Raw genomic sequence first — 21,211 nt, 5'->3', positions numbered from 1 at the left:
ATAAAGGTTGATTTTATTTCGACGCAAACGGTTTCGTCGGCGCTCAGGATTCTCTATAATGACGCCCGTTTCCCCCCCTTGCGCACACTGTAAGCGCCCCGGCGCTTCGAAGACGAGAGACTTATGATGGAAATTCTGCGTGGTTCGCCTGCACTGTCTGCCTTCCGTATTACCAAACTGCTGGCACGTTTTCAGGCGGCCGACCTTCCGGTAAGCAATATTTACGCTGAGTATGTCCATTTTGCTGACCTGAATGCCCCCCTGAATGCAGAGGAGCGCGTACAGCTGGAACGTCTGCTTAAATATGGCCCAAGCCTGAGCAGCCATACGCCGACCGGCAAATTAATCCTCGCCACGCCACGCCCTGGCACCATCTCCCCCTGGTCTTCCAAAGCAACAGACATCGCTCACAACTGCGGCCTGAACCAGATTAACCGTCTGGAGCGCGGTGTGGCGTACTACGTGGAAGCCTCTACCCTGAGCGACGCGCAGTGGCAGGCGGTTGCGGCTGAACTGCACGACCGCATGATGGAGAGCGTGTTTGACTCTCTGGATGATGCGCAGAAACTGTTCTCCCACCATCAGCCTGCGCCGGTACAGAGCGTGGATCTGCTGGGGCAGGGCCGTCAGGCGCTGATTGACGCAAACCTGCGTCTTGGTCTGGCACTCGCAGAGGATGAAATCGACTACCTTCAGGATGCATTCGTTAAGCTGAATCGCAACCCGAACGACATCGAACTGTATATGTTCGCGCAGGCCAACTCCGAGCACTGCCGCCACAAGATTTTCAACGCCGACTGGATTATCGACGGCGAACAGCAGCCGAAGTCGCTGTTCAAAATGATCAAAAACACCATGGAGCAAACCCCTGACCACGTGCTGTCTGCCTATAAAGACAACGCCGCGGTGATGGAAGGTTCCGAGGTGGGCCGCTTCTTCGCCGATCGCGAAGCAGGGCGCTATGACTTCCATCAGGAGCCCGCGCATATCCTGATGAAAGTGGAAACCCACAACCACCCGACGGCGATCTCCCCATGGCCGGGTGCGGCGACCGGCTCCGGCGGTGAAATCCGTGACGAAGGGGCGACCGGTCGCGGCGCGAAACCAAAAGCGGGTCTGGTCGGTTTCTCCGTCTCCAACCTGCGTATCCCGGGCTTTGAACAGCCGTGGGAAGAAGATTTCGGCAAGCCAGAGCGCATCGTGACCGCGCTGGATATCATGACCGAAGGCCCGCTGGGCGGCGCGGCGTTTAACAACGAATTTGGTCGTCCGGCGCTGAACGGTTACTTCCGTACCTATGAAGAGAAAGTGGACAGCCACAACGGCGAAGAGCTGCGCGGCTACCACAAACCGATCATGCTGGCGGGCGGGATCGGCAACATCCGTGCCGATCACGTGCAGAAAGGCGAGATCGTCGTCGGCGCGAAGCTGATCGTGCTCGGCGGCCCGGCGATGAACATCGGTCTGGGCGGCGGTGCGGCCTCTTCGATGGCCTCCGGCCAGTCTGATGCGGATCTCGATTTCGCCTCCGTGCAGCGTGACAACCCTGAGATGGAGCGTCGCTGCCAGGAAGTGATCGACCGCTGCTGGCAGCTGGGCGATGCTAACCCGATTCTCTTTATCCACGACGTGGGAGCGGGCGGCCTGTCCAACGCTATGCCTGAGCTGGTGAGCGACGGCGGTCGCGGCGGACGCTTCAACCTGCGCGATATCCTGAGCGATGAGCCGGGTATGAGCCCGCTGGAAATCTGGTGTAACGAATCCCAGGAGCGCTACGTGCTGGCGGTTGCCGCCGATCAGCTGCCGCTGTTTGACGAGCTGTGCCGCCGCGAGCGCGCGCCGTATGCGGTCATCGGTGAAGCGACCGAAGAGCAGCACCTTTCCTTAAGCGACACCCACTTTGACAACCAGCCGATCGATCTGCCGCTGGACGTGCTGCTCGGCAAAACGCCGAAGATGACCCGCGACGTGCAGACTCGCAAAGCGGCGGGCAAAGCGCTGGATCGCCAGGGCATCACCGTGGCAGAAGCGGTTAACCGCGTGCTGCACCTGCCTGCTGTGGCAGAGAAAACCTTCCTGGTGACCATCGGCGACCGCACCGTGACCGGTATGGTATCCCGCGATCAGATGGTTGGCCCGTGGCAGATCCCGGTCGCTAACTGCGCCGTGACCACCGCGAGCCTCGACAGCTACTACGGCGAAGCGATGGCGCTGGGCGAACGCACCCCAGTGGCGCTGCTGGACTTCGCCGCCTCTGCACGACTGGCGGTTGGTGAAGCGCTGACCAACATCGCGGCGACGCAGATTGGCGACATCAAACGTATCAAACTTTCCGCGAACTGGATGGCCGCCGCCGGTCACCCTGGTGAAGACGCCGGCCTGTATGAAGCCGTGAAAGCGGTGGGTGAGGAACTGTGTCCTGCGCTCGGCCTGACCATTCCGGTGGGTAAAGACTCCATGTCGATGAAAACCCGCTGGCAGGAAGGTAACGAGCAGCGCGAGATGACCTCTCCGCTGTCGCTGGTGATCACCGCGTTTGCGCGCGTGGAAGACGTACGTCATACCGTTACGCCGCAGCTTTCCACTGAAGATAACGCCCTGCTGTTGATTGACCTCGGCAAAGGCCATAACGCCCTTGGCGCCACCGCGCTGGCGCAGGTTTACCGCCAGCTCGGCGATAAGCCAGCCGACGTGCGCGACGTCGCCCAGCTGAAAGGCTTTTACGACGCAATTCAGGCGCTGGTTGCGCAGCGTAAGCTGCTGGCCTACCACGACCGTTCCGATGGTGGCCTGCTGGTGACGCTGGCAGAGATGGCCTTCACCGGTCACTGCGGCGTTGAAGCAAACATTGCTACGCTTGGCGAAGACCGCCTGGCGGCGCTGTTTAACGAAGAGCTTGGCGCGGTCATTCAGGTACGCGCCGCAGATCGCGACGCGGTAGAAGCGATTCTGGCGCAGCACGGTCTGGCAGACTGCGTACACTATCTCGGTAAAGCGGTGCAGGGCGACCGTTTCGTGATTGAAGCCGACGGCCACGCGGTGTTCAGCGAAAGCCGCACCACGCTGCGTATGTGGTGGGCGGAAACCACCTGGCAGATGCAGCGCCTGCGTGACAACCCGGAATGCGCCGATCAGGAACACAACGCGAAGGCGAACGACAACGATCCTGGCCTGAACGTGAAGCTCAGCTTCGACATAAACGAAGACATTGCCGCGCCGTACATTGCGACCGGTGCGCGTCCGAAAGTGGCCGTGCTGCGCGAGCAGGGCGTTAACTCCCACGTTGAGATGGCGGCGGCCTTCCACCGGGCGGGCTTTGACGCCATCGACGTCCACATGAGCGACCTGCTGGCCGGGCGTACCGGGCTGGATGATTTCCAGGCGCTGGTTGCCTGCGGAGGGTTCTCCTACGGTGACGTGCTGGGCGCGGGCGAAGGCTGGGCGAAGTCTATTCTGTTCAACAGCCGCGTGCGTGACGAGTTCGAAACCTTCTTCCATCGTCCGCAGACGCTGGCGCTGGGTGTGTGTAACGGCTGTCAGATGATGTCTAACCTGCGCGAGTTGATCCCGGGCAGCGAAGCCTGGCCGCGCTTTGTGCGTAACCAGTCTGACCGCTTCGAAGCGCGCTTCAGCCTGGTAGAAGTAACCCAAAGCCCGTCTCTGCTGTTGCAGGGAATGGTGGGTTCGCAGATGCCAATCGCGGTTTCGCACGGCGAAGGTCAGGTTGAAATGCGTGATGCGGCGCACCTGGCTCAGCTTGAAAGCAAAGGACTGGTAGCGCTGCGCTTTGTTGATAACTTCGGCAAGGTCACCGAAACCTATCCGGCTAACCCAAACGGTTCGGCAAATGGCATTACCGCGGTCACCAGCGAAAGCGGTCGGGTGACCATCATGATGCCGCACCCGGAGCGTGTCTTCCGCACCGTGAGCAACTCCTGGCACCCGGAAAACTGGGGCGAGGACAGCCCGTGGATGCGCATTTTCCGCAACGCGCGTAAACAACTGGGTTAAGTTTCAACGCCCTGACTGTAGGCCCGGTAAGCGCGAGCGCCACCGGGCTTTTTTGTACCTGTCGCAAAATTGCGACAATCCTCTGGATTGAGTGTCTCCAATAAGAGACATATAAATTGTTGATTTATCTATGGCAGGACAGGTTTCCATTAAGGTGTTGCTTAATAGCGACACTTAGCCTGGAAATCATTCACCTGACAATCAATGCATTTTAATAATAAAACAATTATTAATCATAAGGATAGTATCAAAGTTTGCAATCTGGCACGCATGTTGCATAATAGTAGCCAGTGGCTCATTCACCTTCTTATGTCAGCCCCTTCGGGACGTGCTACATAAACTTCGAATGACGCACAAAAAGGTGCCTGCCGTCCAACTACTGATTATTGCAATGCTTTATCAGGCCAGGGCGAAACGTCGAGTTAGGCACCGCCTTATTCCATGACAAAGCCGGGTTTTTACCCGGCTTTGTTGTATCTGAAGGGCAGACTCAGTTACGCTCTCCTCAAACCCGGATGATGAGAGTAATGTGTTGAAACGCTGGCCCGCTTTCCCTCGCTCCCTGCGACAGCTCGTTATGATGGCCTTCCTGCTGATCCTGCTACCTTTGCTGGTTCTGGCGTGGCAGGCATGGCAAAGCCTGAATGCGTTAAGTGCCCAGGCGGCCCTGACTAACCGCACCACGCTTATTGATGCCCGCCGTAGCGAGGCAATGACCAACGCCGCGCTGGAGATGGAGCGTAGCTATCGCCAGTACTGCGTGCTGGACGACCGTACGCTGGAGAGGGTCTATCAGAACCAGCGTAAACGCTACAGCGAAATGCTGGATGCCCATGCCGGGGTCTTGCCGGATGACAAACTCTATCAGGCGCTGCGTCAGGATCTGAACGATCTGGCGCAGCTCCAGTGCAAAAACAGCGGTCCTGATGCCGCCGCCGCCGCCCGACTTGAAGCCTTCGCGAACGCCAATACGGAGATGGTGCAGTCCACCCGTACGGTTATCTTTTCCCGTGGTCAACAACTCCAGCAGGAGATTGCCGAGCGCGGCCAGTTCTTCGGCTGGCAGGCGCTGGTGCTGTTCCTCGTCAGCCTGGGGCTGGTACTGCTCTTTACCCGCATGATCATCGGCCCGGTAAAGGGGATCCAGCGGATGATTAACCGCCTGGGGGAGGGCAAATCTCTCGGGGATACGGTTGTTTTTAAAGGCCCGCGCGAGCTGCGCTCGGTCGGTCAGCGCATCATCTGGCTTTCTGAACGCCTGGCGTGGCTGGAATCGCAGCGTCACCAGTTCCTGCGCCATATCTCACACGAACTCAAAACACCGCTGGCCAGTATGCGTGAAGGCACGGAGCTGCTGGCAGACGAAGTGGCGGGGCCGTTATCCCCTGAGCAAAAAGAGATCGTGGCGATTCTGGATGCCAGTAGCCGCAATTTACAAAAACTTATTGAACAACTGCTGGACTATAACCGCAAGCTGGCGGATGGTGCTGTGGTGCTTGAAAGCGTTGAGATTGAACCGCTGGTGGACATGGTGATCTCCGCCCATAGCCTGCCAGCAAGAGCTAAAATGATGCATACCCAGGTGGATCTCAATGCGCCATCCTGCCTGGCAGAGCCGATGCTCCTAATGAGCGTACTGGATAATCTTTATTCCAATGCGGTGCACTATGGTACTGAATCCGGTACCATTTATATCAGAAGCAATAACAACGGTTCGCGGGTATTTATTGACGTAGCGAATACGGGAAGCCCGATTCCGGATGATGAAAAAACGATGATCTTTGAGCCCTTCTTCCAGGGGAGTCATCAGCGAAAAGGTGCGGTAAAAGGAAGTGGTCTGGGGCTGAGTATTGCCCGCGACTGCATACGACGCATGCAGGGTGAGCTTAACATCGTGAGTGATGAACGCGCCGATGTCTGTTTTCGTATCGAACTGCCTCTTGAGCCGGAAAAATCAATGAAATGAATAACAACCTGGTGAGTATGTCACACGTCTTTTACCGCGCACTGCGCGCGGTGTTTTCCAGCAAAAATGTGCGCCTCAGCCTGCCCTGCTTACTGCTGGCCGGCTGTGTAACCCATGCACCAAAAAGTGCGATTAGCCACAAACAGGAAGATAAATGGCCGCAAAAACAGCTGGCCGATTTCCTTTCAACACGTTGCGATGATATCTGGAGCCTGTCGGGGCGTGATGTTGAATCCAATCCGCTGTTCTGGCTGCGCGGAATAGACTGCGGCCAGCGACTGGCACCCGCCGAGGCCCGTGCCCAGGCGGCGATGCTGATGGATGATACCTGGCAGGACGCGTTTAAACGCGGGATCGTGATGGCGGATGCCAGAATCACGCCTGTCGAACGCCGCGCCAACGTGACGCGGCTGGATACTTACGTGATCAATATTCCCCCCCAGGTGCGCCCGGTCTATCAGCTCTGGCGGGACGGACAAACCCTGCAATTACAGCTGTCCGAAGAGCGTTTCCGCTACAGCAAATTGCAGCAGTCGAGCGACAGCGAGCTTGATGCGCTTCGCCAGCAGCAGGAGTCGCTGCGCGAGCAGCTGGAAACCACCACCCGCAAGCTTGAAAATCTGACCGATATCGAAAGACAGCTCTCGACGCGTAAGCCGGCAGGCAGCTATCTGCCCGATGGGTCGAAAGGCAACTCTGCCACGACGCCAGACAGTGAGACGCCGAAACAAGAGGATGTGAAGCCATGACAAGCCGTAAACCTGCCCATCTGTTACTGGTGGATGACGATCCCGGGCTGTTAAAGCTGCTGGGGATGCGTCTGGTCAGCGAAGGCTACAGCGTGGTCACCGCTGAAAGCGGGCAGGAGGGGCTGAAAGTGCTCAGCCGCGAGAAAATCGATCTGGTGATCAGCGATTTGCGCATGGATGAAATGGATGGCCTGCAACTGTTCACGGAGATCCAGAAGCAGCAGCCCGGGATGCCGGTGATTATCCTCACCGCTCACGGATCTATTCCTGATGCGGTGGCCGCGACGCAGCAGGGGGTATTCAGCTTCCTCACCAAACCGGTGGATAAAGACGCCCTCTATAAAGCGATCGACAGCGCTCTTGAGCACGCGGCGCCATCCGGCGACGACGGCTGGCGTGAATCCATCGTGACGCGTAGCCCTGTGATGCTGCGCCTGCTGGAACAGGCGCGGATGGTGGCGCAATCCGACGTTAGCGTGCTGATCAACGGCCAGAGCGGGACCGGGAAAGAGATCCTGGCCCAGGCGATCCACAACGCCAGCCCACGCAGTAAAAATGCCTTTATTGCCATCAACTGTGGCGCGCTGCCGGAACAACTGCTTGAGTCTGAGCTCTTCGGCCATGCCCGCGGCGCCTTTACCGGCGCGGTGAGCAGCCGTGAAGGGCTGTTCCAGGCGGCTGAGGGGGGCACGCTGTTCCTTGATGAAATTGGCGATATGCCCGCGCCGTTGCAGGTCAAACTGCTGCGCGTGTTGCAGGAGCGGAAAGTGCGTCCGCTTGGCAGCAACCGCGATATCGATATCAACGTGCGCATTATTTCCGCTACCCATCGCGATTTGCCCAAGGTGATGGCGCGCAACGAGTTCCGCGAAGATCTCTACTATCGACTGAATGTCGTCAACCTGAAAATCCCGGCGCTGGCCGAGCGTGCGGAAGATATCCCGCTGCTGGCAAATCACCTTTTGCGCCAGGCCGCTGACCGCCACAAACCATTCGTGCGCGCGTTCTCCACCGATGCGATGAAACGCCTGATGACAGCAAGCTGGCCGGGCAACGTACGCCAGCTGGTGAACGTGATTGAGCAGTGCGTGGCGCTGACGTCATCGCCGGTGATCAGCGATGCGCTGGTGGAGCAGGCGCTCGAGGGGGAAAACACGGCCTTACCGACGTTTGCGGAAGCGCGAAACCAGTTCGAGCTGAACTATCTGCGCAAGCTGCTGCAAATCACCAAAGGCAACGTAACCCATGCGGCGCGCATGGCCGGGCGTAACCGTACCGAGTTTTATAAATTGCTTTCACGCCACGAGCTGGAAGCGAACGATTTTAAAGAGTAATACCGCAAAATTCGCCTGAATATGATACTGTGAGCAACCGATTACGAGGCTGCTTACTGGCAAGAGTTTAAGGACCCACCATGAAAAAGATTGATGCGATTATTAAACCTTTCAAACTGGATGATGTACGTGAAGCGCTGGCAGAAGTAGGCATCACCGGGATGACCGTAACTGAAGTGAAAGGTTTTGGTCGTCAGAAGGGCCACACCGAGCTATACCGTGGCGCAGAGTACATGGTGGACTTTCTGCCGAAAGTGAAAATCGAGATCGTGGTGAGCGATGATATCGTCGATACCTGTGTGGATACCATCATCCGCACGGCGCAGACCGGTAAAATTGGCGACGGGAAAATCTTCGTCTTTGACGTGGCGCGCGTGATCCGTATCCGTACCGGCGAAGAAGACGACGCGGCGATTTAAAAAAGATTTGGTAGGCCGGGTAAGGCGCAGCTGCCACCCGGCGAAAAAAAAGCCCCTCGTTGAGGGGCTTTTTGCATTACAGCACTTTATGCGGGCCGAAACATTCGTAATGAATGTTGTCTTTATTCACGCCCAGGTCGACCAGCTGCTTCGCGGCATACTGCATAAACGCTACCGGCCCACAAACGTAGAACTGCATCCCCGGTGCGCTAAACGCCCCTTCATGCTGCCCTAAATTCATCAGGCCTTCGCTGTCGAAACGAGCCGCTGCGCGGTCGGCTTCCGTGGGTAAACGATACCAGGTATGCGCGGTAAAGTGTGGCAGACCCGCTCCCAGCGCTTTCACTTCGTCCGCAAAGGCGTGAACATCACCGTTCTCCGCCGCGTGGAACCAGTTAACCTGCGCGCTGTGGTTTGCTTTCGCCAGCGTATCCAGCATCGCCAGCATTGGCGTCTGACCCACGCCTGCGGAGATCAGCGTCACCGGGGTATTCGTTTCAACGGCCATAAAGAAATCGCCCGCCGGTGCCGCCAGATGGACCACGTCGCCCACGCTGGCTTCGTTATGCAGCCAGTTGGATACCTGACCGCCTTCCTCACGTTTAACCGCAATGCGATAGCCTTTGCCGTCTGGCTTGCGGGTCAGGGAGTACTGGCGAATCTCCTGATGCGGGAAGCCTTCAGGCTTCAGCCAGACGCCCAGATACTGGCCCGGCTGGTAATCGGCAACTGGCTGACCGTCAACTGGCTCAAACTCAAAGCTGGTGATCAGTGCGCTGCGCGGGGTTTTCTCAACGATGCGGAAGGCGCGCGTGCCTTCCCAGCCGCCATTCTTGCTGGCGTTTTCGCTGTAGATCTGTGCTTCACGGTTGATGAATACGTTTGCAAGTACGCCATAGGCCTTCCCCCAGGCATCCAGTACTTCCTGGCCCGGGCTGAACATTTCGTCCAGGGTCGCCAGCAGGTGACTGCCGACGATGTTGTACTGCTCAGGTTTGATCTGGAAGCTGGTGTGCTTCTGCGCGATTTTTTCCACCGCAGGCAGCAGAGCCGGCAGGTTTTCGATGTTGCTGGCATAGGCGGCAATAGCGTTAAACAGCGCTTCGCGCTGATCGCCGTTACGCTGGTTGCTCATGTTGAAAATCTCTTTGAGCTCCGGGTTATGCGCGAACATGCGATCGTAGAAATGGGCGGTCAGTTTAGGACCCGTTTCAACCAGCAGGGGGATTGTGGCTTTCACGGTAGCGATGGTTTGGGCGTCGAGCATAGCAGCTTCCTTCTGATGTTACTTTAATGATGTATTTTAGATGCATCTTATAAAAATACCCCTGCAATGTAAATGGTTCTTTGCATCGTGAAAAATATGCATCACAAAGCTGAAAAGAAATCCGTTGGAAATGGTGAGAGCTTTATTGCTCAAACCCTTGCGTGGCGTGGAGGTAAACGTTTGCGTAAAATCGTTTGTCAAGACCTGTTATCGCAGAACTATTCAGTTATACTGTTGCCCGTCGTCCAACAGGACTGCCTTTTCAGGCCAAAAATTTACTTGTTAGCTGAGTCAGGAGATGCGGATGTTAAAGCGTGAAATGAACATTGCCGATTATGATGCCGAACTGTGGCAGGCTATGGAGCAGGAAAAAGTACGTCAGGAAGAGCACATCGAACTGATCGCCTCCGAAAACTACACCAGCCCGCGCGTGATGCAGGCGCAGGGTTCTCAGCTGACCAACAAATATGCTGAAGGTTATCCGGGCAAGCGCTACTACGGCGGTTGCGAATACGTTGATATCGTTGAGCAGCTGGCTATTGACCGTGCGAAAGAACTCTTTGGCGCTGACTACGCGAACGTCCAGCCGCACTCTGGCTCTCAGGCTAACTTCGCTGTTTATACCGCGCTGTTGCAGCCGGGCGATACCGTTCTGGGTATGAACCTGGCGCAGGGCGGCCACCTGACTCACGGCTCCCCGGTTAACTTCTCTGGCAAACTGTACAACATCATCCCTTACGGTATTGATGAGTCCGGTAAAATTGACTACGAAGACATGGCGAAGCAGGCCAAAGAGCACAAGCCGAAGATGATCATCGGTGGCTTCTCTGCTTACTCCGGCATCGTTGACTGGGCAAAAATGCGTGAAATCGCTGACAGCATCGGCGCGTACCTGTTCGTCGACATGGCGCACGTTGCCGGTCTGATTGCCGCTGGCGTTTACCCGAACCCGGTTCCACATGCGCACGTTGTGACCACCACCACCCACAAAACCCTGGCGGGTCCACGCGGTGGGCTGATCCTGGCGAAAGGCGGTGACGAAGAGCTGTACAAAAAGCTGAACTCCGCCGTATTCCCAAGCGCCCAGGGCGGCCCGCTGATGCACGTTATCGCCGCGAAAGCCGTCGCGCTGAAAGAAGCGATGGAGCCAGAGTTCAAGGTTTATCAGCAGCAGGTTGCTAAAAACGCCAAAGCGATGGTGGAAGTGTTCCTGAATCGTGGCTACAAAGTGGTCTCTGGCGGGACTGAAAACCACCTGTTCCTGCTGGACCTGGTTGATAAGAACCTGACCGGTAAAGAAGCTGACGCAGCCCTCGGCCGCGCCAACATCACCGTGAACAAAAACAGCGTGCCAAACGATCCGAAGAGCCCGTTCGTGACCTCCGGTATCCGTATCGGTTCTCCGGCCGTAACTCGTCGTGGCTTTAAAGAAGCGGAAGTAAAAGAGCTGGCGGGCTGGATGTGTGACGTTCTGGACAACATCAATGACGACGCGGTTATCGAGCGCGTTAAAGGTAAAGTGCTGGACATCTGCGCACGCTTCCCGGTGTACGCATAATTCTCTGCGTTGCAGAACTGAAAAAGGCCGCTCATGCGGCCTTTTTTTATGGGCTAACGTCGATCGAGGGAGATGGCCCCCGGCCCGGTAATCGCCAGCAAAATAAATGCGCCAGCGATACTCACATTTTTGTAGAAGTTAATCATATTTGGCAGGACCGCATCGCCCGTCATATCCCAGTAGTGGTGACCAATCACCGCCGTTCCCAGCGTATAGAAGACAAAGATCACCGCGAGAGGGCGGGTGAAAAAGCCCAGCACGATTAGAATCGCGGCGGGGACTTCCATCACCACCGCAATAATCGCGGCCAGCATGGGCATGGGGGCGCCGAGCGACGTCATATACTGAACGGTGCCGCTAAACCCCGTCAGCTTGGGATAACCGAAAATAATAAACAGGACCACGATAGCAATGCGGGCAATTAAAAGCAGGAGAGAACGAGAGGAGCCGAAATCGAAATAACGTAAGCTGTTCATGGCAAACGACCTCTTCAGGCGATGTCTTATAAACGTAATACAGTTTTACCGCTCTCGCCATACGCTGTCCGGCTGGTGATGATGTTAATTTTTAGTTAATTTATAGCGCGCTAACGACTTGCTAAAGTCAGGGATTAACGCCAGACTATCGCCTCCATTTCGGGAGGGATTCATGGTCTTGCATTCCACGCGCTGGCTGGCGCTCAGCTATTTCACCTATTTCTTTAGTTACGGTATTTTTCTGCCTTTCTGGAGCGTCTGGCTCAAGGGAATTGGTCTGACGCCTGAGACCATTGGCATCCTGCTGGGCGCGGGGCTGGTGGCACGTTTCCTGGGTAGTCTGCTGATTGCGCCCCGCGTCAGCGATCCCTCCTTACTGATTAAAGCGGTGCGAATTCTGGCCCTGCTGACGCTGGTCTTTGCCGCCTGCTTCTGGGTTAGCCACCAGTTTGCCTGGCTGATGGTGGTAATGGTTGGCTTTAATCTGTTCTTCTCCCCGCTGGTGCCGCTGACGGATGCCCTGGCGAACACCTGGCAAAAGCAGATCACCATGGACTATGGCCGCGTGCGCCTGTGGGGATCGATTGCCTTCGTGATCGGCTCTGCGCTGGTCGGGAAACTGGTCAGCCTCTATGACTATCGTGCCATTCTGGCGCTGCTAACGCTCGGCATCGCCTCAATGCTGCTCGGTATGTTGCTGCGTCCGTCGGTGATGCCGCAGGGCGAAAGCCGCCATCAGGAGAGCGCCGGCTGGCCCGCCTGGCGCTCGCTGGTGGCGCAAAGCTGGCGTTTCCTGGCCTGCGTCTGTCTGCTTCAGGGGGCGCATGCGGCCTATTATGGCTTCAGCGCCATCTACTGGCAGGGGGCGGGTTACTCGGCTTCTGCGGTAGGCTACCTGTGGTCGCTCGGCGTGGTGGCGGAGGTTATTATCTTCGCGCTGAGCCAAAAACTGTTCCGTCGTTTCGGGGCGCGTGACCTGCTGCTGCTTTCCGCCGTGTGCGGCGTGGCGCGCTGGGGCATCATGGGCTGGACGACGGAGCTGCCGTGGCTGATTGTGGCGCAAATTCTGCACTGCGGAACCTTCACCGTCTGCCATCTGGCGGCGATGCGCTACATCGCGGCGCGAGAGGGTGGGGACGTTATTCGTCTTCAGGCGGTCTATTCAGCGGTGGCGATGGGCGGCAGTATTGCGGTGATGACCGTATTTGCCGGTTTCCTCTATCAGCACCTGGGGCACGGTGTGTTCTGGGTGATGGCGCTGGTCGCTTTACCGGCCATCGTTATTCGCCCTAAAGTCGCTGCTCGCACGTAACTACGATTCGAGCATTACGCGAATGTGTTCCTGCTGCTGCGTGTTCAGGGTCTCAACGGCATGAATGAGCGGCGGCGAGAACAGCGGCAGGGCGGTTGGATAAGGCGTAATAACCAGCGCCGCCTCGCGGGGCGCGCCCTCCTTCTTAAACGCCTCCAGGCTAAGATAACGAATATTGAGCGGCAGCAGCGTCAGCTCGCGAAGCTGCTGCTCAATTAACTCTTCACAGGCTTTATCTTCCCCCGTTAACAGGACCACCTGTTTTTCATGCAGATCGGTCTCCTGCATCAGCCAGGCACCAAAAATCACCGCCACCAGAGCCATCTCTTCACCGGAGAATCTCAGACCAAATTCGGCTTCCAGCTCAGACAGCGCCTCTTTAGTGGTGCGCAGCAGCCGGGGGTATAAACGGTGGATCTCTTCCGGCAGACTGTTGTCGATGCCGATGTCAAATAAGGAGCGGTCCAGCGCCTGAGCCAGATGGATATAAAGCTGATCGGTCAGACCTTGCTCATCGCTGAAGTTCATCCCGGTTTGTGCCCGGAAGCGGGCAATCATACGCACGATGGCGCGACGCAGGCGCTGATCCTGCTGGTGTTTATCCATCACCGGGTCGGGTGTGCGAAGCATCATAAACAGCAGCGCCAGGAACAGCTGTTCATCGCTGTGCGTTCCCTGCGGGACGCGCCGTTTCCAGTGGCGGACAATTTCCTGCGCCGTAAAGTATTCCCCTCGGGACTGCGTCCAGCTGCGCTGAACGGGCGAAAACTCCGGCGTATTGCCCAGATGATGCTGAATCAGACAATATTGCAGATAGAGCTGTAAAAATTGTACGTCGCGGGACTCAAACTGGCGCTGAAGCTTGCGCGCACAAAAGTTGATAAGCGCCCGAAGGTTCGCATCGTCATAAAGCGGGCGGGCAATGCCGTGCTGTTTGAGCGCGGTTTTTAAGGCAGGAGTAAACTGTTGGGCGACAAAATGTGGACACAGCCGAAGCGCCCTGCGCAGCCAGTGCAGCAGGCACAAACGTTGATTCAGGGCGGTACCCTCAATTCGGTAGCAGCCATCATGGTGCGTGACGATATCAAGCCGATGATAGCGCTGGATTTCATCGCGCGTCTCGGCTATATCTTGCCGTGCCATGACGTCGTCCACGCCGTTGGCAGCGATTATGCTCTGTGCGGTGACGGCAGCATCGGGCAGGTAAAGCATCAAAAGCACCTGGCAGCGGCGCTGCGAACTGGAAAGCACAGATGGAATTTCAAGCGTCGTCATCATCTGTCGGGTATCCAGTGTGAATGTTTGATAAGAATAGCTAAAGGATGGGCGCTGAAAAGCGCACCGGCAGGCCTTTCACTCAGGATTGCTGGCGAACATCACAGAATTTTTGACGTGAGGAACAGATGCAAATAGTTAAACAAAGCGCGGTAGCGTTATTTTTGGCGGTTTTCACTTTCGCCGCCGGCGCACATCCTCACAGTTTTATCAGCCTGAAAACCGAACTGGTGACGGACGGCACAAAGCTCAGTGGCCTGAAGATGCACTGGACGATGGATGAAATCACCTCCGCCGACCTGCTGTACGATGCCGGAAACGCAAAGCCCGGCGATGAGATCTGGAAAAAGCTGGCGGCGGAGGTGATGGCCAACGTGCTGGGTCAGCACTACTTCACCGAGTTCTGGCACAACGGACAAAAGGTGAAATTTCTTAACCGTCCCACGGAGTACGGCATGACCCGCGAAGGTCATCAGGCGGTGCTTACGTTCGTGCTTCCGCTGGCGCATCCTCAGCCGCTGGCCGGGCAAACGTACCGCTTTTCCACTTTTGACCCTACCTACTATGTCGATATGCGCTATGACAAAGACAGCGACGTACGGCTGCCGGACGCGCTGCAAAAAAGCTGCAAAATTGGCGTGCACACCCCTAAACCCAGCGAAGAGACGCTGAACTTTGCGATCTCGCTGGATAAAGCAGATGCCCCGCCTGAGGACATGGAGCTGGGTAAACAGTTCGCGCAGGAGGTGACGTTACAATGTCAGTGATCTCCTCTCCCGTCAGTAAGCCGCGTCGCTGGCTGCACCTCTGGCCTCTGGCGCTCTTTTTGTTGTTAGCGGTTGGCGGCGCGCTCTGGCTGTGGCAGGCATGGCCGCAGGTGATGGTGAAAAGCGTCCTCTGGCAGCGGGAAGTTAATCAGCAGATGAGCGTGCTGCTGAAAGCCGTGGCGGAAAATCCGACCAAAGCGGGCGGCGCTCTTCTGGCGTTCAGCTTTATCTATGGCGTGCTGCATGCCCTGGGGCCGGGGCACGGCAAAATTGTCATCACGACCTGGCTTGCCACGCATCCGTCGAAGCTGAAATCGAGTATCGGCCTGACGCTGGCTTCTTCTTTACTTCAGGGCGGTGTGGCGATTGCGCTGGTCGTGGTCGTCCTCTCGCTGCTACAGCTGCCGGCTCGCCAGCTGCATATGAGCAGCTTCTGGCTGGAGAAGGGGAGTTACGCGCTGGTAGGCGTGCTGGGGTTGATCCTCTGCTGGCGGGCGCTGAAAAAATTGCGCGCGTTGCTGCAAAAACCAAAATTCAAAGCCTTTACGCCGCATCACGTTCACCATGAAAACTGCGGGTGCGGGCATCAGCATCTGCCGACGCAGGAACAATTACAGAATGGTGACGACTGGCGTGCGCGTCTGATGATTGTGCTCTCAATGGGGATGCGTCCGTGCTCGGGCGCAATCATGGTGCTGTTGTTCAGCAAAGTGACAGGCGTATTTGGCTGGGGCATGCTCTCGGCGCTGGCGATGGCGGCGGGAACGTCTCTGACGATCTCTTCGTTAGCCTTGCTGGTGCACAGCTTCCGTCAGCTGGCGGTAAAACTCAGCGGCAATAAAACGCCGGTATTGTGGCGACAGGTTGGCTGGACGACGCTTGCGTTGGCGGGCGGGGTGATTCTGCTGGTGGCTGCGGTCACGATGTGGATGAGCGCGGTGCCGGTGGGAAGGGGGTTGCGGCCTTTCTAGCCGTATCTGAGGCGTGTTGTAGGCCCGGTAAGCGTAGCGCCACCGGGCTTAACAGACTGAATTAACGCTTCAGCGCATCGCTCAGTTCATCACGCATGTTTGCCAGCATGGCTTTAACAACGCGCGGGTTACCTGCAACGATGTTGCCGGTAGACATATAGTTATGGCCGCCGGTGAAGTCGCAAACAATCGCGCCAGCTTCACGTGCGATCAGCTCGCCCGCCGCGAAGTCCCACGGCTTCAGTGACAGCTCAAAGTAACCGTCAACGCGGCCGGTCGCCACGTAGGCCAGATCCAGTGCAGCAGAGCCAGTGCGACGGAAGTCCGCGCATTCGGTGAACAGCTTGCCCAGGATATTCATATAGGTGGTTGCGTGCTGCTTCGCCTTGAACGGGAAGCCAGTCGCCAGAATCGTGCCGTCCAGATCGCGTGCATTGCTGCAACGCAGACGGTAGCCGTTCAGCTGCGCGCCCTGACCGCGGGTTGCGGTGAACAGTTCGTTACGCATTGGATCGTAAACAACAGCGACTTCAGTACGGCCTTTGATGCGTACTGCAATAGACACAGAGAAGTGTGGCAGGCGTTTAACGAAGTTGGTGGTGCCATCCAGTGGATCGATAACCCATTGAACATCCTGATCGGTACCTTCATGTTCACCGCTTTCTTCGGTGATGATGGTGTGCTGCGGGTAAGATTTGCGGATCGTTTCGATAATAATCGCTTCTGCGGCTTTATCGACGTTAGTCACGAAATCATTGCTGCCTTTCTGGCTGGTTTCTACGGAGTCTGGGGTTTCGTAGTGTTTGGCAATTACATTACCCGCCTTGCGCGCTGCGCGCACGGCGATGGTCAGCATCGGATGCATCGGTCTCTCTCACTGGATGTTAAAGAACAGGAAAATCGGCGCAGAGTATAGCAGCGGGATCGGATTATGTCTCTCGTTTATGATAATATGCCCGAATATTCTTCAGACACTGAATCCAGACATCTAAAAATTATGCTGCAAAACATTCGAATCGTGCTGGTCGAAACATCGCACACCGGCAACATGGGCTCTGTGGCCCGCGCTATGAAAACCATGGGCTTAACGAACCTGTGGCTGGTTAATCCGCTGGTGAAACCAGACTCTCAGGCTATTGCTCTGGCGGCCGGCGCCAGCGACGTGATCGGGAATGCGCAGATCGTGGACACCCTGGACGAAGCCCTGGCCGGTTGCAGTCTGGTGGTGGGGACCAGCGCGCGCTCCCGTACGCTGCCCTGGCCGATGCTGGACCCGCGCGAATGCGGCCTGAAAAGTATCTCAGAAGCGGAACAGGCGCCGGTTGCGCTGGTGTTTGGTCGTGAACGCGTTGGCCTGACCAACGAGGAACTACAGAAGTGTCACTACCACGTAGCGATTGCCGCCAATCCGGAATACAGCTCGCTGAATCTGGCGATGGCGGTGCAGGTCATTGCCTACGAAGTGCGCATGGCATGGCTGGCGACGCAGGAGAAACCGGTCGAACCTAAAGAAGAGACGGCCTACCCGCTGGTGGACGATCTGGAGCGCTTCTACGGTCATCTGGAGCAGACGCTGCTCTCAACCGGCTTTATCCGTGAAGGCCACCCGGGCCAGGTGATGAACAAGCTGCGCCGTATGTTCACCCGCGCCCGCCCGGAAAGCCAGGAGCTGAACATTCTGCGCGGGATTCTGGCGTCGATTGAGCAGAAGAACAAAGCGTAGTGTCGATTTCCCCCTCTCCCCGTGGGAGAGGGCTGGGGTGAGGGCATCAGGCCGCACCTATATTATGAAGGCACAGAAGGTTAAATACCTGACTAAAACAGTCAAGTAAATAGTTGACCAATTTAGTCAGGAATGTCAGACTTGGCCCTGCTATGCAATACCCCCATTTTACAATAAAAAACCCCGGGCAGGGGCGAGTTTGAGGTTAAGTAAGACATGAGACTGACATCTAAAGGGCGTTATGCCGTGACCGCGATGCTGGACGTTGCGCTCAACTCCGAAGCGGGCCCGGTTCCGTTGGCTGATATTTCTGAACGACAAGGGATCTCCCTCTCTTACCTGGAACAGCTGTTCTCCAGACTGCGTAAAAATGGACTGGTGTCCAGCGTTCGTGGCCCGGGCGGCGGTTATCTGCTGGGTAAAGACGCGGGCAGTATTGCGGTTGGCGAAGTGATTAGCGCGGTTGACGAATCCGTTGACGCGACCCGTTGCCAGGGTAAAGGCGGCTGTCAGGGCGGCGATAAATGCCTGACCCACGCGCTGTGGCGCGATCTGAGCGACCGTCTGACCGGCTTCCTGAACAACATCACCCTCGGTGAGCTGGTGAATAACCAGGAAGTTCTGGATGTCTCTGGGCGTCAGCATAGTCAGGATTCACAGCGCAGCACCCGCACGCAGGACGCCATCGACGTTAAACTGCGCGCGTAATTAAAAAGATAAGTATTCAGAATCAGGCCGGGGTGGTCACACCCCGCGTACTCGGTCGTACATCCAGCCGGTTGCCTGATTCCTTGCATTGAAGCGATGTACGGAGTTTATAGAGCAATGAAATTACCGATTTATCTCGATTACTCCGCAACCACGCCGGTGGACCCGCGTGTTGCCGAGAAAATGATGCAGTGTCTGACCCTGGACGGAAACTTTGGTAACCCAGCTTCCCGTTCACACCGTTTTGGCTGGCATGCTGAAGAGGCGGTTGATATCGCCCGTAATCAGATTGCTGACCTGGTCGGTGCCGACCCGCGTGAAATTGTTTTCACCTCCGGTGCGACCGAATCCGACAACCTGGCGATTAAGGGTGCAGCCAACTTTTATCAGAAAAAAGGCAAGCACATCATCACCAGCAAAACCGAACACAAAGCCGTGCTGGACACCTGCCGTCAGCTGGAGCGTGAAGGGTTCGAAGTCACCTATCTGGCGCCACAGAGCAACGGCATTATCGATCTGAAAGAGCTCGAAGCGGCGATGCGTGATGACACCATTCTGGTCTCCATCATGCACGTCAACAACGAAATCGGCGTGGTACAAGACATCGCGACCATCGGCGAAATGTGCCGCGCGCGCGGTATCATCTACCACGTGGACGCGACCCAGAGCGTGGGCAAACTGCCTATCGACCTGAGCCAGCTGAAAGTGGACCTGATGTCCTTCTCCGGTCACAAAATCTATGGTCCGAAAGGTATCGGCGCGCTGTACGTTCGTCGTAAGCCACGTATCCGCATCGAAGCACAGATGCACGGCGGCGGTCACGAGCGCGGCATGCGTTCCGGTACGCTGCCTGTTCACCAGATCGTGGGCATGGGCGAAGCCTACCGCATTGCAAAAGAAGAGATGGAAACCGAGATGGCACGCCTGCGCACGCTGCGTAACCGTCTGTGGGACGGCGTGAAAGATATGGAAGAAGTGTATCTGAACGGCGATCTCGAGCAGGGCGCGCCGAACATCCTCAACGTCAGCTTCAACTATGTTGAAGGCGAGTCGCTGATCATGGCGCTGAAAGACCTGGCCGTTTCTTCCGGCTCTGCCTGTACCTCTGCAAGCCTGGAGCCATCCTACGTGCTGCGCGCGCTGGGTATGACTGACGAGCTGGCACACAGCTCTATCCGTTTCTCTTTAGGTCGTTTTACTACCGAAGAAGAGATTGACTACACCATCAAGCTGGTTCGTAACTCCATCGGCCGTCTGCGCGACCTTTCTCCACTGTGGGAAATGTTCAAGCAGGGCGTGGATCTGAACAGCATTGAATGGTCACATCACTAATCGGTACATAAGGAGAATTCAATCATGGCATACAGCGAAAAAGTCATCGATCATTACGAAAACCCGCGCAACGTTGGCTCTTTTGACAACAGCGACGAATCTGTTGGTAGCGGCATGGTCGGTGCACCAGCATGTGGCGACGTGATGAAGTTGCAGATCAAAGTCAACAATGAAGGTATCATTGAAGACGCGCGCTTCAAGACCTACGGCTGCGGTTCTGCTATCGCGTCCAGCTCCCTGGTCACCGAATGGGTGAAGGGCAAGTCTCTGGACGAAGCACAGGCAATCAAGAACACGGATATTGCTGAAGAACTCGAACTGCCGCCGGTGAAAATTCACTGCTCAATTCTGGCAGAAGACGCGATCAAAGCCGCCATTGCGGATTACAAAAGCAAACGTGAAGCAAAATAATTGAGGTTTGAGTATGTCGATTACCCTTAGCGACAGCGCTGCCGCGCGAGTAAGCTCTTTTCTGGCGAACCGTGGTAAAGGCTTTGGCCTGCGACTGGGCGTACGTACCTCCGGCTGTTCTGGTATGGCTTACGTACTGGAGTTTGTTGACGAACCGGCGTCTGATGACACCGTGTTTGAAGACAAGGGCGTGAAGGTGGTGGTCGATGGCAAAAGCCTGCAATTCCTCAACGGCACTCAGCTGGACTTCGTAAAAGAAGGCCTGAACGAAGGGTTCAAATTCACGAACCCGAACGTCAAAGACGAGTGTGGTTGCGGCGAAAGCTTCCACGTTTAACCGCGCGTCATCCGAAACCCCACCGTGGCTTTGCTACGCGTGGGGTTTGTTCTAACAGGCTACCCCTGAGATTGTTATGGATTACTTCACTCTCTTCGGACTACCCGCTCAATACCCGATCGATCTCCAGGCGCTGACGGTCCGTTTTCAGGATCTCCAGCGTCAGTACCATCCGGATAAATTCGCCAGCGGGACGCAGGCAGAGCAACTGGCTGCGGTATCACACTCCGCCACCATCAACCAGGCCTGGCAAACGCTGCGTCATCCGCTGGCGCGTGCAGAATATCTGCTCTCGCTTCACGGTTTCGATCTGGCGAGCGAACAGCATACCGTGCGCGACACCGCCTTTCTGATGGAACAACTGGAGCTGCGCGAAGAGCTGGATGAAATTGAACAGGCTAAAGACGAAGCGCGCCTGGAAAGCTTTATCACGCGCGTAAAGGGTATGTTCGATACCCGCCATCAGCAGATGGTGGAGCAACTGAACAACGAGACCTGGGACGTGGCGGCAGACACTGTGCGCAAACTCCGTTTTCTCGATAAACTGCGAAGCAGTGCTGAACAACTCGAAGAAAAGCTGCTCGATTTTTAATTT

At 56.5% G+C, this 21,211-nt stretch carries 19 protein-coding genes; 15 read left to right on the top strand and 4 right to left on the bottom strand.

Features of this window, described 5'->3' with window-relative positions; genetic code table 11:
- Nucleotides 1-123: 123 nt before the first annotated feature.
- The 5 genes from purL to glnB all read left to right on the top strand — a co-directional run bounded on the left by purL (nucleotide 124) and on the right by glnB (nucleotide 8,479).
- Complete coding sequence (gene purL, locus DD597_RS09580) at nucleotides 124-4,011, top strand: phosphoribosylformylglycinamidine synthase (protein WP_058659561.1); 3,888 nt, start codon at nucleotides 124-126, stop codon at nucleotides 4,009-4,011.
- Between the two features lie 532 nt (nucleotides 4,012-4,543).
- A complete protein-coding gene (gene qseE / locus DD597_RS09575; RefSeq protein ID WP_032610263.1) occupies nucleotides 4,544-5,977 on the top strand; it encodes a two component system sensor histidine kinase QseE/GlrK in 1,434 nt (477 codons plus the stop codon).
- Nucleotides 5,974-6,726 (top strand): two-component system QseEF-associated lipoprotein QseG, encoded by a 753-nt coding sequence (qseG, locus tag DD597_RS09570; protein WP_129256124.1) that lies wholly within the window; start codon nucleotides 5,974-5,976, stop codon nucleotides 6,724-6,726. Before qseE ends, qseG begins: the two co-directional genes overlap by 4 nt.
- Nucleotides 6,723-8,060: a two-component system response regulator GlrR gene (gene glrR / locus DD597_RS09565; RefSeq protein ID WP_003860687.1), complete on the top strand. Its 1,338-nt coding sequence runs from the start codon at nucleotides 6,723-6,725 to the stop codon at nucleotides 8,058-8,060. The genes qseG and glrR overlap by 4 nt, the downstream gene beginning before the upstream one ends.
- An 80-nt stretch (nucleotides 8,061-8,140) precedes the next feature.
- Nucleotides 8,141-8,479 (top strand): nitrogen regulatory protein P-II, encoded by a 339-nt coding sequence (gene glnB, locus DD597_RS09560; protein ID WP_003860685.1) that lies wholly within the window; start codon nucleotides 8,141-8,143, stop codon nucleotides 8,477-8,479.
- A 76-nt stretch (nucleotides 8,480-8,555) separates the two neighbouring features.
- Here the strand turns inward: glnB and hmpA are convergent, their stop codons facing one another.
- Nucleotides 8,556-9,746: an NO-inducible flavohemoprotein gene (hmpA, locus tag DD597_RS09555; RefSeq protein WP_023325074.1), complete on the bottom strand. Its 1,191-nt coding sequence runs from the start codon at nucleotides 9,744-9,746 to the stop codon at nucleotides 8,556-8,558.
- 304 nt (nucleotides 9,747-10,050) lie between these two features.
- Here hmpA and glyA point away from each other — a divergent pair, with 304 nt between their 5' ends.
- Nucleotides 10,051-11,304 (top strand): serine hydroxymethyltransferase, encoded by a 1,254-nt coding sequence (gene glyA, locus DD597_RS09550; RefSeq protein WP_003860678.1) that lies wholly within the window; start codon nucleotides 10,051-10,053, stop codon nucleotides 11,302-11,304.
- A 53-nt stretch (nucleotides 11,305-11,357) separates the two neighbouring features.
- On the opposite strand, the gene DD597_RS09545 is transcribed toward glyA, so the two are convergent.
- The gene (locus tag DD597_RS09545; RefSeq protein ID WP_003860675.1) at nucleotides 11,358-11,780 is read right to left on the bottom strand and encodes a DoxX family protein; all 423 of its coding nucleotides are present in this window, start codon (nucleotides 11,778-11,780) and stop codon (nucleotides 11,358-11,360) included.
- Between the two features lie 172 nt (nucleotides 11,781-11,952).
- On the opposite strand from DD597_RS09545, the gene DD597_RS09540 reads away from it, so the two are divergent.
- Nucleotides 11,953-13,092, top strand: a complete 1,140-nt coding sequence (locus DD597_RS09540; protein ID WP_003860673.1) for a 3-phenylpropionate MFS transporter — start codon at nucleotides 11,953-11,955, stop codon at nucleotides 13,090-13,092.
- On the opposite strand, the gene csiE is transcribed toward DD597_RS09540, so the two are convergent.
- Nucleotides 13,093-14,370, bottom strand: coding sequence for a stationary phase inducible protein CsiE (gene csiE, locus DD597_RS09535; protein ID WP_045345467.1), 1,278 nt, complete (start codon nucleotides 14,368-14,370; stop codon nucleotides 13,093-13,095).
- 125 nt (nucleotides 14,371-14,495) lie between these two features.
- On the opposite strand from csiE, the gene DD597_RS09530 reads away from it, so the two are divergent.
- Together DD597_RS09530 and DD597_RS09525 are read left to right on the top strand one after the other, a co-directional pair.
- Nucleotides 14,496-15,134 carry a DUF1007 family protein gene (locus DD597_RS09530; protein ID WP_129256123.1) on the top strand — a complete coding sequence of 213 codons (639 nt, stop codon included), beginning with the start codon at nucleotides 14,496-14,498 and terminating at the stop codon, nucleotides 15,132-15,134.
- The gene (locus DD597_RS09525) at nucleotides 15,125-16,105 is read left to right on the top strand and encodes a nickel/cobalt transporter (protein ID WP_023314655.1); all 981 of its coding nucleotides are present in this window, start codon (nucleotides 15,125-15,127) and stop codon (nucleotides 16,103-16,105) included. Before DD597_RS09530 ends, DD597_RS09525 begins: the two co-directional genes overlap by 10 nt.
- 61 nt (nucleotides 16,106-16,166) lie before the next feature.
- Here DD597_RS09525 and suhB read toward each other — a convergent pair whose 3' ends face one another.
- Nucleotides 16,167-16,970 (bottom strand): inositol-1-monophosphatase, encoded by an 804-nt coding sequence (gene suhB, locus DD597_RS09520; RefSeq protein ID WP_003860668.1) that lies wholly within the window; start codon nucleotides 16,968-16,970, stop codon nucleotides 16,167-16,169.
- 132 nt (nucleotides 16,971-17,102) lie between these two features.
- Between suhB and trmJ the strand changes: the two genes are divergently transcribed.
- The 6 genes from trmJ (at nucleotide 17,103) to hscB (ending at nucleotide 21,208) form a co-directional block, all read left to right on the top strand.
- Nucleotides 17,103-17,828 (top strand): tRNA (cytosine(32)/uridine(32)-2'-O)-methyltransferase TrmJ, encoded by a 726-nt coding sequence (gene trmJ, locus DD597_RS09515; protein WP_003860666.1) that lies wholly within the window; start codon nucleotides 17,103-17,105, stop codon nucleotides 17,826-17,828.
- Nucleotides 17,829-18,044: 216 nt separating this feature from the next.
- Nucleotides 18,045-18,536 (top strand): Fe-S cluster assembly transcriptional regulator IscR, encoded by a 492-nt coding sequence (gene iscR / locus DD597_RS09510; RefSeq protein WP_003860665.1) that lies wholly within the window; start codon nucleotides 18,045-18,047, stop codon nucleotides 18,534-18,536.
- A 117-nt stretch (nucleotides 18,537-18,653) separates the two neighbouring features.
- A complete protein-coding gene (gene iscS, locus DD597_RS09505; RefSeq protein ID WP_003860663.1) occupies nucleotides 18,654-19,868 on the top strand; it encodes a cysteine desulfurase in 1,215 nt (404 codons plus the stop codon).
- A gap of 24 nt (nucleotides 19,869-19,892) precedes the next feature.
- Nucleotides 19,893-20,279, top strand: coding sequence for a Fe-S cluster assembly scaffold IscU (iscU, locus tag DD597_RS09500; RefSeq protein WP_003860661.1), 387 nt, complete (start codon nucleotides 19,893-19,895; stop codon nucleotides 20,277-20,279).
- A 13-nt stretch (nucleotides 20,280-20,292) separates the two neighbouring features.
- Nucleotides 20,293-20,616 (top strand): iron-sulfur cluster assembly protein IscA, encoded by a 324-nt coding sequence (iscA, locus tag DD597_RS09495; RefSeq protein WP_003860659.1) that lies wholly within the window; start codon nucleotides 20,293-20,295, stop codon nucleotides 20,614-20,616.
- Between the two features lie 76 nt (nucleotides 20,617-20,692).
- Entirely contained in the window at nucleotides 20,693-21,208 is a 516-nt protein-coding gene (gene hscB, locus DD597_RS09490) for a co-chaperone HscB (RefSeq protein ID WP_003860657.1), read from the top strand.
- Nucleotides 21,209-21,211: the final 3 nt, after the last annotated feature.

Origin of the sequence: Enterobacter cloacae complex sp. 677-3DZ2D5B (assembly GCF_004136695.1) — a bacterium.
Lineage (GTDB): Bacteria > Pseudomonadota > Gammaproteobacteria > Enterobacterales > Enterobacteriaceae > Enterobacter > Enterobacter hormaechei_C.
This window is presented reverse-complemented; position numbering and strand designations above follow the sequence as displayed.

Bases quoted from the DNA above. Each gene is read 5' to 3' on its own strand.
- purL (WP_058659561.1), top strand. From the start codon at position 124: ATGATGGAAATTCTGCGTGGTTCGCCTGCACTGTCTGCCTTCCGTATT.
- qseG (WP_129256124.1), top strand. From the start codon at position 5,974: ATGAATAACAACCTGGTGAGTATGTCACACGTCTTTTACCGCGCACTG.
- glrR (WP_003860687.1), top strand. From the start codon at position 6,723: ATGACAAGCCGTAAACCTGCCCATCTGTTACTGGTGGATGACGATCCC.
- glnB (WP_003860685.1), top strand. From the start codon at position 8,141: ATGAAAAAGATTGATGCGATTATTAAACCTTTCAAACTGGATGATGTA.
- hmpA (WP_023325074.1), bottom strand. From the start codon at position 9,746: ATGCTCGACGCCCAAACCATCGCTACCGTGAAAGCCACAATCCCCCTG.
- glyA (WP_003860678.1), top strand. From the start codon at position 10,051: ATGTTAAAGCGTGAAATGAACATTGCCGATTATGATGCCGAACTGTGG.
- DD597_RS09545 (WP_003860675.1), bottom strand. From the start codon at position 11,780: ATGAACAGCTTACGTTATTTCGATTTCGGCTCCTCTCGTTCTCTCCTG.
- DD597_RS09540 (WP_003860673.1), top strand. From the start codon at position 11,953: ATGGTCTTGCATTCCACGCGCTGGCTGGCGCTCAGCTATTTCACCTAT.
- csiE (WP_045345467.1), bottom strand. From the start codon at position 14,370: ATGATGACGACGCTTGAAATTCCATCTGTGCTTTCCAGTTCGCAGCGC.
- DD597_RS09530 (WP_129256123.1), top strand. From the start codon at position 14,496: ATGCAAATAGTTAAACAAAGCGCGGTAGCGTTATTTTTGGCGGTTTTC.
- DD597_RS09525 (WP_023314655.1), top strand. From the start codon at position 15,125: ATGTCAGTGATCTCCTCTCCCGTCAGTAAGCCGCGTCGCTGGCTGCAC.
- suhB (WP_003860668.1), bottom strand. From the start codon at position 16,970: ATGCATCCGATGCTGACCATCGCCGTGCGCGCAGCGCGCAAGGCGGGT.
- trmJ (WP_003860666.1), top strand. From the start codon at position 17,103: ATGCTGCAAAACATTCGAATCGTGCTGGTCGAAACATCGCACACCGGC.
- iscR (WP_003860665.1), top strand. From the start codon at position 18,045: ATGAGACTGACATCTAAAGGGCGTTATGCCGTGACCGCGATGCTGGAC.
- iscS (WP_003860663.1), top strand. From the start codon at position 18,654: ATGAAATTACCGATTTATCTCGATTACTCCGCAACCACGCCGGTGGAC.
- iscU (WP_003860661.1), top strand. From the start codon at position 19,893: ATGGCATACAGCGAAAAAGTCATCGATCATTACGAAAACCCGCGCAAC.
- iscA (WP_003860659.1), top strand. From the start codon at position 20,293: ATGTCGATTACCCTTAGCGACAGCGCTGCCGCGCGAGTAAGCTCTTTT.
- hscB (WP_003860657.1), top strand. From the start codon at position 20,693: ATGGATTACTTCACTCTCTTCGGACTACCCGCTCAATACCCGATCGAT.